This is a genomic window from Streptomyces sp. NPDC014995 (assembly GCF_043080745.1).
In the GTDB taxonomy this organism is placed as follows: Bacteria; Actinomycetota; Actinomycetes; order Streptomycetales; family Streptomycetaceae; genus Streptomyces.
Window position 1 is genome coordinate 45,559 of record NZ_JBIBVX010000006.1, and the last position, 12,714, is coordinate 58,272.

Here is a 12,714-nt window from a genome sequence, read left to right on the forward strand (position 1 = left end):
GCCCCCTCACCTCCCCGCCCCCGCGCCCTTCCCCGCACCCCACCCGCTTCAGGCAGGGCCGTCACCACGGCACCTCCCTCACGGCGCCCTGGCCACCGGCACCGGCGAACCCGCCCCGGACACCCCGGAGGCTACGCAGCCGCCGCCCTCCCCCACCGCCGCACCCACGGCCACGTCCCCACCCCGATCGCCAGCGCGATCAGGTGACCCCAGTTGGTCATCGGGTCCGTGAAGGCGATCAGGTCCTGGACGAGCATCCCGCCGAACACCGCGAGCAACGGCCACCGCAGCCACGGTGTCAGCAGCCCCGCCAACGCCCCGGTGCTCGCGGCGACGCCGAAGCTGATGCCGTAGTCGAGGCGGTGCAGGGAGCTGTCGGGGAGGTGGCCCACGAGGACGGCGAGGCCGATGGGGACCTCGGTCGCGAGGGTGGCCAAGGCGTGCCCGAGCAGGAAGACGCCGGCCGTGCGGACACCGCCGACGCGCCGCTCCAGCGCGGTCAGGACGAGGAGGAAGCCGACGACGAACGGCGAGGCGATCCCGCCCGCGACCCACAACGCGCTGGCGACCAGCACCCTCACCGGCTCGCGCAGCAGATGGGCGACGTCCGTGCTGGACGCCTGTTGCAGGGACCGTACGAGCGTGGAGTCGGCGTGGGCGGCGACGTAGGAGGTGGTGGCGAGGACGGCCGCGTAGGCGAAGGTGAAGGGCGTGCCGGTGGGGGTGGGCAGCAGGCGTTGGGGGCGCGGGCGGGCCTTCGCCGGTGGTGGCGGAGGCCGGCGGCTGCCCTGGCGCGGCACGCCGTTCAGCAGGCCGGACACGTCCGGAACGTCGGCAGGGGGTGGGCCCGGGGGCGGCGTCGGGGCGCTCGCGTCGGCCGTCGTGGGGCGTGCCGTGCGTTCCACGGTGAGGCGCTCCTTCCGTTCCTCTCCACCTTTCGTGCCGCACGACCCCGCTGTCTGTGACCGGCACCACGCGACAGCCGGATTCACAGCGAGCCCCCAGCGCGCGACAGCCGATCGACAGCGAGCCGGACGGGGTGCGGCGGCCGCCCGGCGTCAACCACTCCCGCCCCCTCACCCCCGCTTCACCCCGGTTCACCCCCATGTGCGGCCCCGCAGGAAGGGGCCTCCGCGAAATCGCTCAACAATCCGTCAGCGCCGGTGCCACGATGGACGGATGTCCGTTTCCTTCGACTCCTCCGGCTCCTCCGTCTCCTCCGGCTCCTCCGTATCCTCCGGCTCCTCCCGCTCCTTCGACTCCTTCGACATCCCCGAAGTCCTGGACCGTCGTGAGGGCCCGTACGGCGAGGTCGTGCTGCGTCGGCACGGGGAATCGCTCCAGATCATCGCCAACGGCTGCTTCCTGATGGACACCTCCGACGGCCGCTCGGAGCGGCTGCTGGTCGACGCCGCCCTGACCGCGCTGGACGGCCGCCCCGCACCGGACGTGCTGATCGGCGGGCTGGGCGTCGGGTTCTCGCTCGCACACGCCGCCGCCGATCCCCGCTGGGGACGCATCACGGTCGTCGAGCGCGAACGCGCCGTCATCGACTGGCACCTCGACGGCCCGCTGGCCGCCCTCTCCGGGCCCGCTCTCGCCGATCCGCGGACGGAAATCCTGGAAGCGGATCTGCTCGACTTCGTCAATGAGACATCCGACACGTTCGACGCGCTCTGTCTCGACATCGACAACGGCCCCGACTGGACCGTCACGGAGGGCAACGGCGGGCTCTACTCACAGGCCGGACTCACGGGCTGCGCAAGGGTGTTGAGGCCGGGCGGGGTGCTGGCCGTGTGGTCCGCGCAACCGTCGCCAAAATTCGAGGGAACCTTGGGGAATGCCGGGTTCCAACGGGTGCGTACCGAAGAGATCCCGGTTGCCCGAGGCGTGCCCGACGTCGTACACCTTGCCGTCCGACCTGGATAGCAAAGCCACGGTGACTCCCCGTACGCTGCTGCCCTGACGCCGATCATTTACGCGTCAACCGCAGTCATGCGCAGACAAGGGATCACCCCACTGATTCCGGAAAGCACACTCAGGGGCGGGCGATGGACCAGACACACACCTCGCACAACGGCACGACGACGGCGACCCCGGGCGCGCAGCGCCGTGTCCTGGTGGTCGAGGACGACCCGACGATCGTCGACGCCATCGCGGCCCGCCTGCGCGCCGAGGGATTCCTCGTGCAAACAGCGGGTGACGGCCCGGCGGCCGTCGACACCGCGGAGGCCTGGCAGCCCGATCTGCTGATCCTCGACATCATGCTGCCCGGCTTCGACGGTCTGGAGGTCTGCCGTCGTGTGCAGGCCGCCCGCCCGGTGCCGGTGCTGATGCTCACCGCGCGCGACGACGAGACCGACATGCTGGTCGGGCTCGGCGTGGGCGCCGACGACTACATGACCAAGCCGTTCTCCATGCGGGAGCTGGCGGCACGCGTGCACGTGCTGCTGCGGCGCGTGGAGCGGGCCGCCCTGGCCGCGGCCACTCCCCGCTCCGGCATCCTGCGCCTCGGCGAGCTGGAGATCGACCACGCGCAGCGCCGGGTACGGGTGCGCAGCGAGGACGTGCACCTCACCCCCACCGAGTTCGATCTGCTGGTCTGCCTGGCGAACACCCCGCGCGCGGTGCTCTCCCGTGAGCAGCTGCTCGCCGAGGTGTGGGACTGGGCGGACGCCTCCGGCACCCGGACCGTCGACAGCCACATCAAGGCGCTGCGCCGCAAGATCGGCGCCGAGCGGATCCGCACGGTGCACGGCGTGGGATACGCGCTGGAGACCCCGACGCCATGAGCGGGGGGCCGGACGCACCGAGAGGCCCCGGGGAGCCCTGGGGCGGCGTACGCCCGTTCTCGATCAAGACGAAGCTGGGGGCGCTGGTCGTCATCTCGGTGCTGATCACCACCGGGCTGATGATGATCGCCATGCGCACCGAGACCGAGCTGCGCTTCATCACGGTCTTCTCGATGATCGCCACACTGCTGATTACGCAGTTCGTGGCCCATTCACTCACCGCGCCGCTGGACGAGATGAACACGGTGGCCCGGTCCATCTCGCACGGCGACTACACGCGCCGGGTCCGCGAGAGCCGCCGTGACGAGCTGGGCGACCTCGCCCAGACGATCAATGTCATGGCGGACGAGCTGGAGGCCCAGGACCGCCAGCGCAAGGAGCTGGTGGCCAACGTCTCCCACGAGCTGCGCACGCCGATCGCGGGTCTGCGCGCGGTCCTGGAGAACGTGGTCGACGGCATCGCCGAGGCCGACCCCGAGACCATGCGCACGGCCCTGAAGCAGACGGAGCGACTGGGACGTCTCGTGGAGACGCTCCTCGACCTGTCCCGCCTGGACAACGGCGTCGTGCCGCTGCGCAAGCGCCGGTTCGAGGTGTGGCCGTACCTGTCCGGGGTGCTGAAGGAGGCCAACATGGTGGCCTCCGCGCGCGCGACCATGGGCTCGGGCGGCAGTCACACCCGCACGGACGTCCATCTGCACCTGGACGTCTCCCCGCCGGAGCTGACCGCGCACGCGGACCCGGAGCGCATCCACCAGGTCGTCGCCAACCTCATCGACAACGCCGTCAAGCACAGTCCGCCGCACGGGCGGGTGACGGTGAAGGCCCGCCGCGGGACGCTGCCGGAGTCGCTGGAACTGGAGGTCCTGGACGAGGGACCCGGCATTCCGCGCTCCGAGTGGCATCGCGTCTTCGAGCGGTTCAACCGGGGAGCCGTCCGCCGGCCGCACGGGCCGGGCAGCGACGGCGGCACCGGACTGGGACTCGCGATCGCCCGCTGGGCGGTCGACCTGCACGGGGGCCGGATCGGAGTGGCCGAATCCGAGCGAGGTTGCCGGATTCTCATCACTCTCCCGGGAGAGCCATCCGTGCCAAGTTGACGTAAAGTTCGAACCGGAGTCGCAAGATCCACGAGCGTCCGTGCTGACGAACAGCTGATGGACACGTGTGATCAGGCAGGGACCGGCGCAGGTCGGCCCGGGTCCGCACGCTCGGCGTGCGCGACCTGCGTCAACGCACCCATTTCCGAGGGCAACCGCGCTTGTTTCCCGCCATTTACACCCCCGAAACACGCTGTTTGATGTGACATACGCGACGATGCAGCGGCCCGGCCTGACCTTCCCGCTCTGGGAGGCGTAGCCTTTATTCCCGCTGTCCATCACCTTGTGAAGCGGAAGAGGGCGGTTGCCGCCGTGTCGCCACAGTCCCCCAGTAACGCATCGAGCATCTCGACCGACGACCAAGCGGGCAAGAACCCCGCTGCCGCGTTCGGTCCGAACGAGTGGCTCGTCGACGAGATCTATCAGCAGTACCTCCAGGACCCGAATTCGGTAGACCGTGCCTGGTGGGACTTCTTCGCCGACTACAAGCCGGGGGCCGCCAGCGCTCCGGCTCCGGCGGGTACTGCGGCCGCGGGGGCCGCAGGGACCACCACCACGCCCGCGGCGCCCGCCGCGCCGGCCCAGGCCGCGCCCGCTCAGGCCGCGCCCGCCGCCCCGGCTCCCGCGCCGGCCGCCGCCGCGAAGCCCGCGGCCGCCGCTCCGGCTCCCGCGAAGCCCGCCCCGGCCGCCAAGCCGGCCGCCAAGGCCGAGCCCGCCACCGCGTCCCCCGAGGGCCCGGAGTTCGTGACGCTGCGCGGTCCGTCCGCCGCGGTCGCCAAGAACATGAACGCGTCCCTGGAGCTGCCGACCGCCACCTCGGTCCGCGCGGTCCCGGTGAAGCTGCTGTTCGACAACCGCATCGTCATCAACAACCACCTCAAGCGGGCCCGGGGCGGGAAGATCTCCTTCACGCACCTGATCGGCTTCGCGATGGTGCAGGCCATCAAGGCCATGCCGTCGATGAACTGGTCGTTCGGCGAGAAGGACGGCAAGCCGACCCTCGTCAAGCCGCCGCACGTCAACCTCGGCCTGGCCATCGACCTGGTGAAGCCCAACGGCGACCGCCAGCTCGTCGTGGCCGCCATCAAGAAGGCCGAGACGCTGAACTTCTTCGAGTTCTGGCAGGCCTACGAGGACATCGTCCGTCGCGCCCGCGACAACAAGCTGACGATGGACGACTTCACCGGCGTCACGGTCTCGCTGACCAACCCCGGCGGCCTCGGCACCGTCCACTCGGTCCCGCGCCTGATGCCCGGCCAGTCGGTGATCATGGGCGTCGGCTCCATGGACTACCCGGCGGAGTTCCAGGGCACCTCCCAGGACACCCTGAACAAGCTCGGCATCTCGAAGGTCATGACGCTCACGTCGACCTACGACCACCGGGTCATCCAGGGCGCCGCCTCCGGCGAGTTCCTGCGCGCCGTCGCCAACCTGCTCCTCGGCGAGAACGGCTTCTACGACGACATCTTCGAGGCCCTGCGCATCCCCTACGAGCCGGTCCGCTGGCTCAAGGACATCGACGCCAGCCACGACGACGACGTCACCAAGGCCGCCCGCGTCTTCGAGCTGATCCACTCCTACCGGGTCCGCGGCCACGTCATGGCCGACACCGACCCGCTGGAGTACCAGCAGCGCAAGCACCCCGACCTGGACATCACCGAGCACGGGCTCACGCTGTGGGACCTGGAGCGCGAGTTCGCCGTCGGCGGTTTCGCCGGCAAGTCGATGATGAAGCTGCGTGACATCCTCGGCGTGCTGCGCGACTCGTACTGCCGCACCACCGGCATCGAGTTCATGCACATCCAGGACCCCAAGCAGCGCAAGTGGATCCAGGACCGGGTGGAGCGCCCGCACTCCAAGCCCGAGCGCGAGGAGCAGCTGCGCATCCTGCGCCGGCTGAACGCGGCGGAGGCCTTCGAGACCTTCCTGCAGACCAAGTACGTCGGCCAGAAGCGCTTCTCCCTGGAGGGCGGCGAGTCCGTCATCCCGCTGCTGGACGCGGTGCTGGACTCGGCGGCCGAGTCGCGCCTGGACGAGGTCGTGATCGGCATGGCCCACCGCGGCCGCCTGAACGTCCTGGCGAACATCGTCGGCAAGTCGTACGCGCAGATCTTCCGCGAGTTCGAGGGCAACCTCGACCCGAAGTCGATGCACGGCTCCGGTGACGTGAAGTACCACCTGGGCGCCGAGGGCACCTTCACGGGCCTGGACGGCGAGCAGATCAAGGTCAGCCTGGTCGCGAACCCCTCGCACCTGGAGGCGGTGGACCCGGTCCTGGAGGGCGTCGCGCGCGCCAAGCAGGACATCATCAACAAGGGCGGCACGGACTTCACGGTCCTGCCGGTGGCGATCCACGGCGACGCGGCCTTCGCGGGCCAGGGCGTGGTGGCCGAGACCCTGAACATGTCGCAGCTGCGCGGCTACCGCACCGGCGGCACGGTCCACATCGTCATCAACAACCAGGTCGGCTTCACCGCGGCCCCGGAGTCCTCGCGTTCGTCGATGTACGCGACGGACGTGGCCCGCATGATCGAGGCCCCGATCTTCCACGTGAACGGCGACGACCCCGAGGCCGTGGTCCGGGTCGCGCGTCTGGCCTTCGAGTTCCGCCAGGCGTTCAACAAGGACGTGGTGATCGACCTCATCTGCTACCGCCGCCGCGGTCACAACGAGTCGGACAACCCGGCCTTCACCCAGCCGCTGATGTACGACCTGATCGACAAGAAGCGCTCGGTGCGCAAGCTGTACACCGAGTCCCTGATCGGTCGCGGCGACATCACCCTGGAAGAGGCCGAGCAGGCGCTGCAGGACTACCAGGGCCAGCTGGAGAAGGTCTTCACGGAGGTCCGCGAGGCCACCGCGCAGCCGGCTCCGGACAGCACCTACGACCCGCAGGACGGCTTCCCGGTCGCGGTCCCGACCGCGGTCTCCACGGAGGTCGTCAAGCGGATCGCCGAGTCCCAGGTCAACATCCCCGACCACATCACCGTCCACCCGCGTCTGCTGCCGCAGTTGCAGCGCCGGGCGGCGATGGTCGAGGACGGCACCATCGACTGGGGCATGGGCGAGACCCTCGCGGTCGGTTCCCTGCTCCTGGAGGGCGTCCCGGTCCGTCTGGCGGGCCAGGACTCCCAGCGCGGCACGTTCGGCCAGCGGCACGCGGTGATCATCGACCGTGAGACGGGCGAGGACTTCACCCCGCTGCTGTACCTGTCCGAGGACCAGGCCCGCCTGAACGTCTACAACTCCCTGCTGTCCGAGTACGCGGCGATGGGCTTCGAGTACGGCTACTCGCTGGCCCGCCCCGACGCGCTCGTGATGTGGGAGGCGCAGTTCGGCGACTTCGTCAACGGCGCGCAGACGGTCGTGGACGAGTTCATCTCGTCGGCGGAGCAGAAGTGGGGCCAGACGTCCGGCGTCACGCTCCTCCTCCCGCACGGCTACGAGGGCCAGGGCCCGGACCACTCCTCCGCGCGTCCCGAGCGCTTCCTCCAGCTGTGCGCGCAGAACAACATGACGGTCGCGATGCCGACGCTGCCGTCGAACTACTTCCACCTCCTGCGGTGGCAGGTGCACAACCCGCACCACAAGCCGCTGGTCGTCTTCACCCCGAAGTCGATGCTGCGCCTGAAGGCCGCCGCGTCGAAGGCGGAGGAGTTCACCACCGGCCAGTTCCGCCCGGTCATCGGCGACGCCTCGGCCGACCCGGCCGCGGTCCGCAAGGTCGTCTTCTGCGCCGGCAAGGTCTACTACGACCTCGAGGCCGAGCGTCAGAAGCGCGGCGCGACGGACGTCGCGATCATCCGTATCGAGCGCCTGTACCCGCTGCCGGGTGCCGAGCTCCAGGCGGAGATCGCCAAGTACCCGAACGCCGAGAAGTACCTGTGGGCCCAGGAGGAGCCGGCCAACCAGGGCGCCTGGCCGTTCATCGCCCTGAACCTGATCGACCACCTGGACCTGGCCGTCGGCGCCGACGTCCCGCACGGCGAGCGCCTGCGCCGCATCTCGCGGCCGCACGGCTCGTCCCCGGCGGTCGGCTCGGCGAAGCGGCACCAGGCCGAGCAGGAGCAGCTGGTGCGTGAGGTGTTCGAGGCCTAGGCCTCGCCCCCACGCCGGAAGGCCCGGCCCCGGACGACCGGGGCCGGGCCTTCCCGTATGCGCTCACGGGCCCCCTGCCCTGCGCCGCTCCGCCGCGGCGGTGCGCCGGGGCGGGGAGCGGGAGAGCGCACGGACGCGGGTCTTCACCGCTACGTAGGCTTGGTCCTGGCACGACCGTCCCGTAGGAGCCCAGGAGAGCACCCCGCATGTACTTCACCGACCGTGGCATCGAAGAGCTGGAGAAGCGGCGCGGCGAGGAGGAGGTCACCTTCGAGTGGCTCGCCGAGCAGCTGCGGACCTTCGTCGACCTCAACCCCGACTTCGAGGTCCCGGTGGAGCGGCTGGCGACGTGGCTGGCCCGGCTGGACGACGAGGACGACGAGTAGGCCTGCCGCCCGTCCCGGTCCGGCCGTCCCCGATCCGTTCCGTCCGCTCCGTTCCGTTCGCTCCGTTCTGTTCGCTTGAGGGCGCCCTTGTGGGCGCCCTTCGGCATGTCTACGGCCGTTGCAGCGAGGGCCGTTCTCACCCGAACGGGTGCCTTGACTTTCCGTGACCGCGATATATCGTGATTCACGGGACACGCGATATGGCGCGTCGTGTCGTCGAGGAGGTCAGCACCATGTCCGAGTGGTCCGTCGCCGAGCCGGGCAAGCTCTCTTTCGAGGAGCCGGTGAGCGAACTGCACGTGCGCATCGTCGCCGGCACGGTGAACGTGGTGGGGACCGAGGAGGGTTCCGCCCGCCTGGAGGTCTCCGACATAGAGGGACCACCCCTGGTGGTGAGTCATCGCGACGGGACGTTGACGGTGGCGTACGAGGACCTGCCCTGGAAGGGGTTCCTCAAGTGGCTCGACCGCAAGGGGTGGCGCCGTAGCGCCGTCGTCTCTCTGGCCGTGCCGGCGGACACGCGCGTGGAGGTGGGCGTGGTGAGCGCCGGGGCGGTCGTCTCCGGCATCGACGGGCGCGCCGAGGTGAAGGGCGTCTCCGGGGACACGACCCTGGTGAGGCTCACCGGATCGGTGCGCGCGGACACCGTCTCCGGGAGTGTGGAGGCCCAGGCCCTCACCGGCGACCTGCGCTTCAACTCGGTCTCCGGGGACCTGACGGTGGTCGAGGCGGGCTCCTCCGTGAAGGCCGACTCGGTGAGCGGGTCGGTGATCGTCGACCTCGACCCGGCGAGCCGCCCCACCGACATCAGGCTGACCAGCGTCTCCGGTGAGATCGCCATCCGGTTGCCCCATCCGGCGGACGCGGAGGTGGAGGCCAACACCGCGAGCGGCTCCGTCTCCAACGCCTTCGAGGACCTCCGGGTCAGCGGCCAGTGGGGCGCCAAGCGCATCACCGGCCGGCTCGGCGCGGGCAACGGCAGCCTGAAGGCGACCACGGTCTCCGGCTCGATCGCCCTGCTGCGGCGTCCGCGGACGGAGGACGAGCCGTGGGAGCCGGAAGCGAGGACTCCGGCCGACGGTTCCCCCGGCGCCACAGGAGACAATTCCTCTCCCGGCCCGGCCGAAGCGACCTCCTCCGACGGCCCGGCCGACAGCACGACCGACAAGAAGGTGCTCTGACATGCCCCCCGTCTTCGCCCACGGCCGCCTCCGCCTCTACCTGCTGAAGCTCCTGGACGAGGCCCCGCGCCACGGCTACGAGGTGATCCGCCTCCTGGAAGAACGCTTCCAGGGGCTGTACGCACCGTCGGCGGGCACGGTCTACCCCCGCCTGGCCAAGCTGGAGGCCGAGGGCCTGGTCACCCACACCACCGAGGGCGGCCGCAAGGTGTACGCCATCACCGACGCCGGACGGGCCGAGCTGGCCGACCGCAGCGGCGAACTGGCCGACCTCGAGCTGGAGATCCGCGAATCGGTCGCGGAACTGGCCGCGGAGATCCGGGCCGACGTGCGGGGCGCCGCGGGCGACCTGCGGCGCGAGATGCGGGCAGCCGCCTCGCAGGCCCGTCAGGGCACCCCGGCGGGCCCCGGTGAGGCCGGTCCGGCCGGGGAGTACGGGGAGTTCGGGGAGTACGGCGACAAGGAGGCGTGGCGCGTCGCCAAGGAGGAGATGCGCCGCGTCAAGCAGGAGTGGAAGGAGCAGGCGCGCCGGGCCAAGGACGAGAGCCGGCGGGCCCGTGAGGAGGCCCAGCGGGCCCGCCGCCAGGCGAAGGAGGCCCAGGACCGGGCCCGAGCGCAGGCCCAGGAGGAGGTGCAGCGCATAGCGCGACGCGTCCAGGAGCAGGTCCAGGACCACTTCGCCCGCGGTGACTGGCCGACGGGCGTGCGGGAGGGCCTGACCGAACTGGCCAAGGAGTTCGGCGAGTTCGGCAAGGACGTGGGAAAGGAGTTCGGCAAGGACTTCGGGTTCGGACGCGGCGGCGGTGCGCAGAGCACGGCGGGCAAGGGGCCGGTGTACTCCGAGACCCCGGAGGACTTCCCCGCCGACTACGAGCCGGCCTGGGCCCACGAGGACTCCAGCGGCGACCCGGCCCGTGACCTGGACCGTCTGCTGGACCGCTTCCGCGACGACATCCGCGACGCGGCCCGCGACCACGGGGTCACGACGGACCAGCTCCGCGACGCCCGCCGGCATCTGTCGGCCGCGGCGGCGCACATCGGGGCGATGCTGCGGGCGCCCAGGGCGTGAGCGGAGCCGGGGTGGCGCCGCCGGCGCGCACGGCCCCGGCGCAGCCCCCGTCGGCTCAGCCCGCCTGCGCCTCTCCCCGGCCGTACAGCACCCGGGTCAGGGATGCGTGGGTGACGCCGTGGTCCGCGAGGGTCTCGGCGGGCGGGCCGGGGCGGGCGGTCAGGGCGAGGAGGATGTGCTCGTCGCCGATGTGCCGGTCCCGGTGGGCCAGGGCGATCCGCAGCGACTTCTCGAGGACGTCCTTGGCGTCCCGCCCGAAGCCGGGACGGCCCGTCCAGCCGCCCCCGCCCCGCCGGTCGCCGGACATCGCCCCGACGCCGTGCACCTCCTCGACCCGGGAGACGATCTCGGACACGTCGATACCGAGTCCGGCGAGGGCCTCGGCGTCGGCCCGGGACAGCCCGGCCCGCCGGCGCGCCTCGTCCAGTTCCCGCCGTACCGACTCCCTACGGTCCGCCGCGAGTCCGAGGGCGGTCAGCGCGAAGGATCCGCGGCTCGCCTCACGGTCCAGCAGGGCGAGCAACAGGTGCTCGGGCCCCACGGTCCGCGCTCCCGAGCTCTCGCACCGCTCGACGGCACCTCGCACCACGGCGCGGGCGTCCTTCGTGAACCGCTCGAACATCACTGCCTCCCGTACTTCTTGTGCACGGCCTGCCTGCTGACTCCGAGTTCCGCGGCGATCTCCTGCCACGACCAGCCCTGATGGCGCGCGCTGCGCACCTGCACCGCCTCCAACTGCTCCAACACTCGGCGCAGGGCGGCGACGGCGCGCAGTCCGACCCGTGGATCGCGGTCGCCGGCGCGTTCGGCGAGATCCGTTGCTTCGGTCATGATGTCAACTTACGTTGACACACCGCGACTGTCAACCACAGTTGACATCACGGGCACGCAAAAGGCGGGCCCGTGGATCCGGACCCGCCGAGGGGGGCGACGGCAACCGCGCCGGACGCCCGTCAGGAATGCGTGAGGACGATCTTGCCGAACTGGTCGCCGGACGCGAGCCGTTCGAAGCCCTCGCGGGCCCGGTCGAGGGGCAGCACCTCGTCGATGACGGGGCGGACACCGGTGGCGGCGCAGAAGGAGAGCAGGTCCTCCAGCTCGTCCTTGGTGCCCATCGTCGAGCCGACGACCTTGAGTTCCAGGAAGAAGATGCGCGTCAGTTCGGCATGGGAGGGACGGTCACCGCTCGTCGCACCGGAGATGACGAGCGTGCCGCCGGGCCGCAGGGACTTCACGGAGTGGGACCAGGTGGCGGCGCCGACGGTCTCGATCACGGCGTCGACCCGCTGCGGCAGCCGCGCCCCCGGCTCCACCGCCTCGACGGCACCGAGCTCCAGGGCCCGCTTCCGCTTGGCCTCGTCCCGGCTGGTCGCGAAGACCCGCAGCCCGGCGGCCCTGCCGAGCACGATGGCGGCCGTGGCGACCCCGCCACCGGCCCCCTGGACCAGCACCGAGTCACCCGGCCGCACCCCGGCGTTGGTGAAGAGCATGCGGTACGCGGTCAGCCAGGCGGTGGGGAGGCAGGCGGCCTCCTCGAAGGAGAGCTCCTTGGGCTTGGGCAGGATGTTCCAGGTCGGTACGGCGACCTGCTCGGCGAAGGTGCCCTGGTAGCGCTCGGTGAGGATGGAACGGGGTTCGTCGGGCCCGACCCCGTGCCCGGTCTGACCGATCACGGAGTGCAGGACGACCTCGTTGCCGTCCTCGTCGACGCCGGCGGCGTCGCAGCCGAGGATCATCGGCAGCTTGTCCTCTGCGAGGCCCACGCCCCGCAGCGACCAGAGGTCATGGTGATTGAGGGAGGCGGCGCGAACGCTGACGGTACTCCAGCCGGGACGTGCCTCAGGGACCGGACGCTCCCCCAATTCCAGTCCGGACAGCGGCTGATCACGGTCGATTCGAGCGGCGTAGACGGCGAACATGCAGCCGACGATAGGTTCCCCGAGCAGCGGGCGAAACCGGAAGGCACTGTGAGCAATGCCCTCTTGCGGGACGGGACCCCTGATGCGGAGCGCTCCCCCCGCCCCGGACAGCGACCTACGGTGGTCGCTTCCGCCGGCCGGTGGCGCGCACCCGCGAGACGGCGGGAGT

The 12,714-nt window shown here is 71.0% G+C and carries 11 protein-coding genes; 7 read left to right on the plus strand and 4 right to left on the minus strand.

Going from position 1 to position 12,714, the window contains the following annotated elements:
* Window positions 1-131: 131 nt before the first annotated feature.
* Window positions 132-905, minus strand: a complete 774-nt coding sequence (locus tag ACF1A1_RS13855; RefSeq protein WP_391999701.1) for a rhomboid-like protein — start codon at window positions 903-905, stop codon at window positions 132-134.
* 274 nt (window positions 906-1,179) lie between these two features.
* Between ACF1A1_RS13855 and ACF1A1_RS13860 the strand changes: the two genes are divergently transcribed.
* The 7 genes from ACF1A1_RS13860 to ACF1A1_RS13890 all read left to right on the plus strand — a co-directional run bounded on the left by ACF1A1_RS13860 (window position 1,180) and on the right by ACF1A1_RS13890 (window position 10,626).
* Complete coding sequence (locus tag ACF1A1_RS13860; RefSeq protein WP_391999702.1) at window positions 1,180-1,929, plus strand: spermidine synthase; 750 nt, start codon at window positions 1,180-1,182, stop codon at window positions 1,927-1,929.
* Between the two features lie 122 nt (window positions 1,930-2,051).
* The gene (locus tag ACF1A1_RS13865; protein ID WP_391999703.1) at window positions 2,052-2,792 is read left to right on the plus strand and encodes a response regulator transcription factor; all 741 of its coding nucleotides are present in this window, start codon (window positions 2,052-2,054) and stop codon (window positions 2,790-2,792) included.
* Window positions 2,789-3,892: a sensor histidine kinase gene (locus ACF1A1_RS13870; RefSeq protein WP_391999704.1), complete on the plus strand. Its 1,104-nt coding sequence runs from the start codon at window positions 2,789-2,791 to the stop codon at window positions 3,890-3,892. The genes ACF1A1_RS13865 and ACF1A1_RS13870 overlap by 4 nt, the downstream gene beginning before the upstream one ends.
* Before the next feature lie 312 nt (window positions 3,893-4,204).
* The gene (locus ACF1A1_RS13875; RefSeq protein ID WP_391999705.1) at window positions 4,205-7,990 is read left to right on the plus strand and encodes a multifunctional oxoglutarate decarboxylase/oxoglutarate dehydrogenase thiamine pyrophosphate-binding subunit/dihydrolipoyllysine-residue succinyltransferase subunit; all 3,786 of its coding nucleotides are present in this window, start codon (window positions 4,205-4,207) and stop codon (window positions 7,988-7,990) included.
* A 206-nt stretch (window positions 7,991-8,196) separates the two neighbouring features.
* Window positions 8,197-8,376: a DUF6104 family protein gene (locus ACF1A1_RS13880; RefSeq protein ID WP_003992906.1), complete on the plus strand. Its 180-nt coding sequence runs from the start codon at window positions 8,197-8,199 to the stop codon at window positions 8,374-8,376.
* 233 nt (window positions 8,377-8,609) lie between these two features.
* The gene (locus ACF1A1_RS13885; protein ID WP_391999706.1) at window positions 8,610-9,557 is read left to right on the plus strand and encodes a DUF4097 domain-containing protein; all 948 of its coding nucleotides are present in this window, start codon (window positions 8,610-8,612) and stop codon (window positions 9,555-9,557) included.
* 1 nt (window position 9,558) lies between these two features.
* A complete protein-coding gene (locus ACF1A1_RS13890) occupies window positions 9,559-10,626 on the plus strand; it encodes a helix-turn-helix transcriptional regulator (protein ID WP_391999708.1) in 1,068 nt (355 codons plus the stop codon).
* Window positions 10,627-10,681: 55 nt separating this feature from the next.
* Here the strand turns inward: ACF1A1_RS13890 and ACF1A1_RS13895 are convergent, their stop codons facing one another.
* The 3 genes from ACF1A1_RS13895 to ACF1A1_RS13905 all read right to left on the minus strand — a co-directional run bounded on the left by ACF1A1_RS13895 (window position 10,682) and on the right by ACF1A1_RS13905 (window position 12,545).
* On the minus strand, window positions 10,682-11,248 hold the full coding sequence (locus tag ACF1A1_RS13895) for a Clp protease N-terminal domain-containing protein (protein WP_391999709.1): 567 nt from the start codon (window positions 11,246-11,248) through the stop codon (window positions 10,682-10,684).
* Window positions 11,248-11,457, minus strand: a complete 210-nt coding sequence (locus ACF1A1_RS13900) for a helix-turn-helix domain-containing protein (protein WP_391999710.1) — start codon at window positions 11,455-11,457, stop codon at window positions 11,248-11,250. Before ACF1A1_RS13900 ends, ACF1A1_RS13895 begins: the two co-directional genes overlap by 1 nt.
* A 122-nt stretch (window positions 11,458-11,579) precedes the next feature.
* Entirely contained in the window at window positions 11,580-12,545 is a 966-nt protein-coding gene (locus tag ACF1A1_RS13905) for a zinc-binding dehydrogenase (protein WP_391999711.1), read from the minus strand.
* Window positions 12,546-12,714 lie beyond the last annotated feature (169 nt).

Excerpts from the sequence above, each read along its gene's own strand:
- ACF1A1_RS13870 (WP_391999704.1), top strand. The coding sequence starts at position 2,789 with ATGAGCGGGGGGCCGGACGCACCGAGAGGCCCCGGGGAGCCCTGGGGC.
- ACF1A1_RS13895 (WP_391999709.1), bottom strand. The coding sequence starts at position 11,248 with ATGTTCGAGCGGTTCACGAAGGACGCCCGCGCCGTGGTGCGAGGTGCC.
- ACF1A1_RS13860 (WP_391999702.1), top strand. The coding sequence starts at position 1,180 with ATGTCCGTTTCCTTCGACTCCTCCGGCTCCTCCGTCTCCTCCGGCTCC.
- ACF1A1_RS13885 (WP_391999706.1), top strand. The coding sequence starts at position 8,610 with ATGTCCGAGTGGTCCGTCGCCGAGCCGGGCAAGCTCTCTTTCGAGGAG.
- ACF1A1_RS13880 (WP_003992906.1), top strand. The coding sequence starts at position 8,197 with ATGTACTTCACCGACCGTGGCATCGAAGAGCTGGAGAAGCGGCGCGGC.
- ACF1A1_RS13890 (WP_391999708.1), top strand. The coding sequence starts at position 9,559 with ATGCCCCCCGTCTTCGCCCACGGCCGCCTCCGCCTCTACCTGCTGAAG.
- ACF1A1_RS13865 (WP_391999703.1), top strand. The coding sequence starts at position 2,052 with ATGGACCAGACACACACCTCGCACAACGGCACGACGACGGCGACCCCG.
- ACF1A1_RS13905 (WP_391999711.1), bottom strand. The coding sequence starts at position 12,545 with ATGTTCGCCGTCTACGCCGCTCGAATCGACCGTGATCAGCCGCTGTCC.
- ACF1A1_RS13900 (WP_391999710.1), bottom strand. The coding sequence starts at position 11,457 with ATGACCGAAGCAACGGATCTCGCCGAACGCGCCGGCGACCGCGATCCA.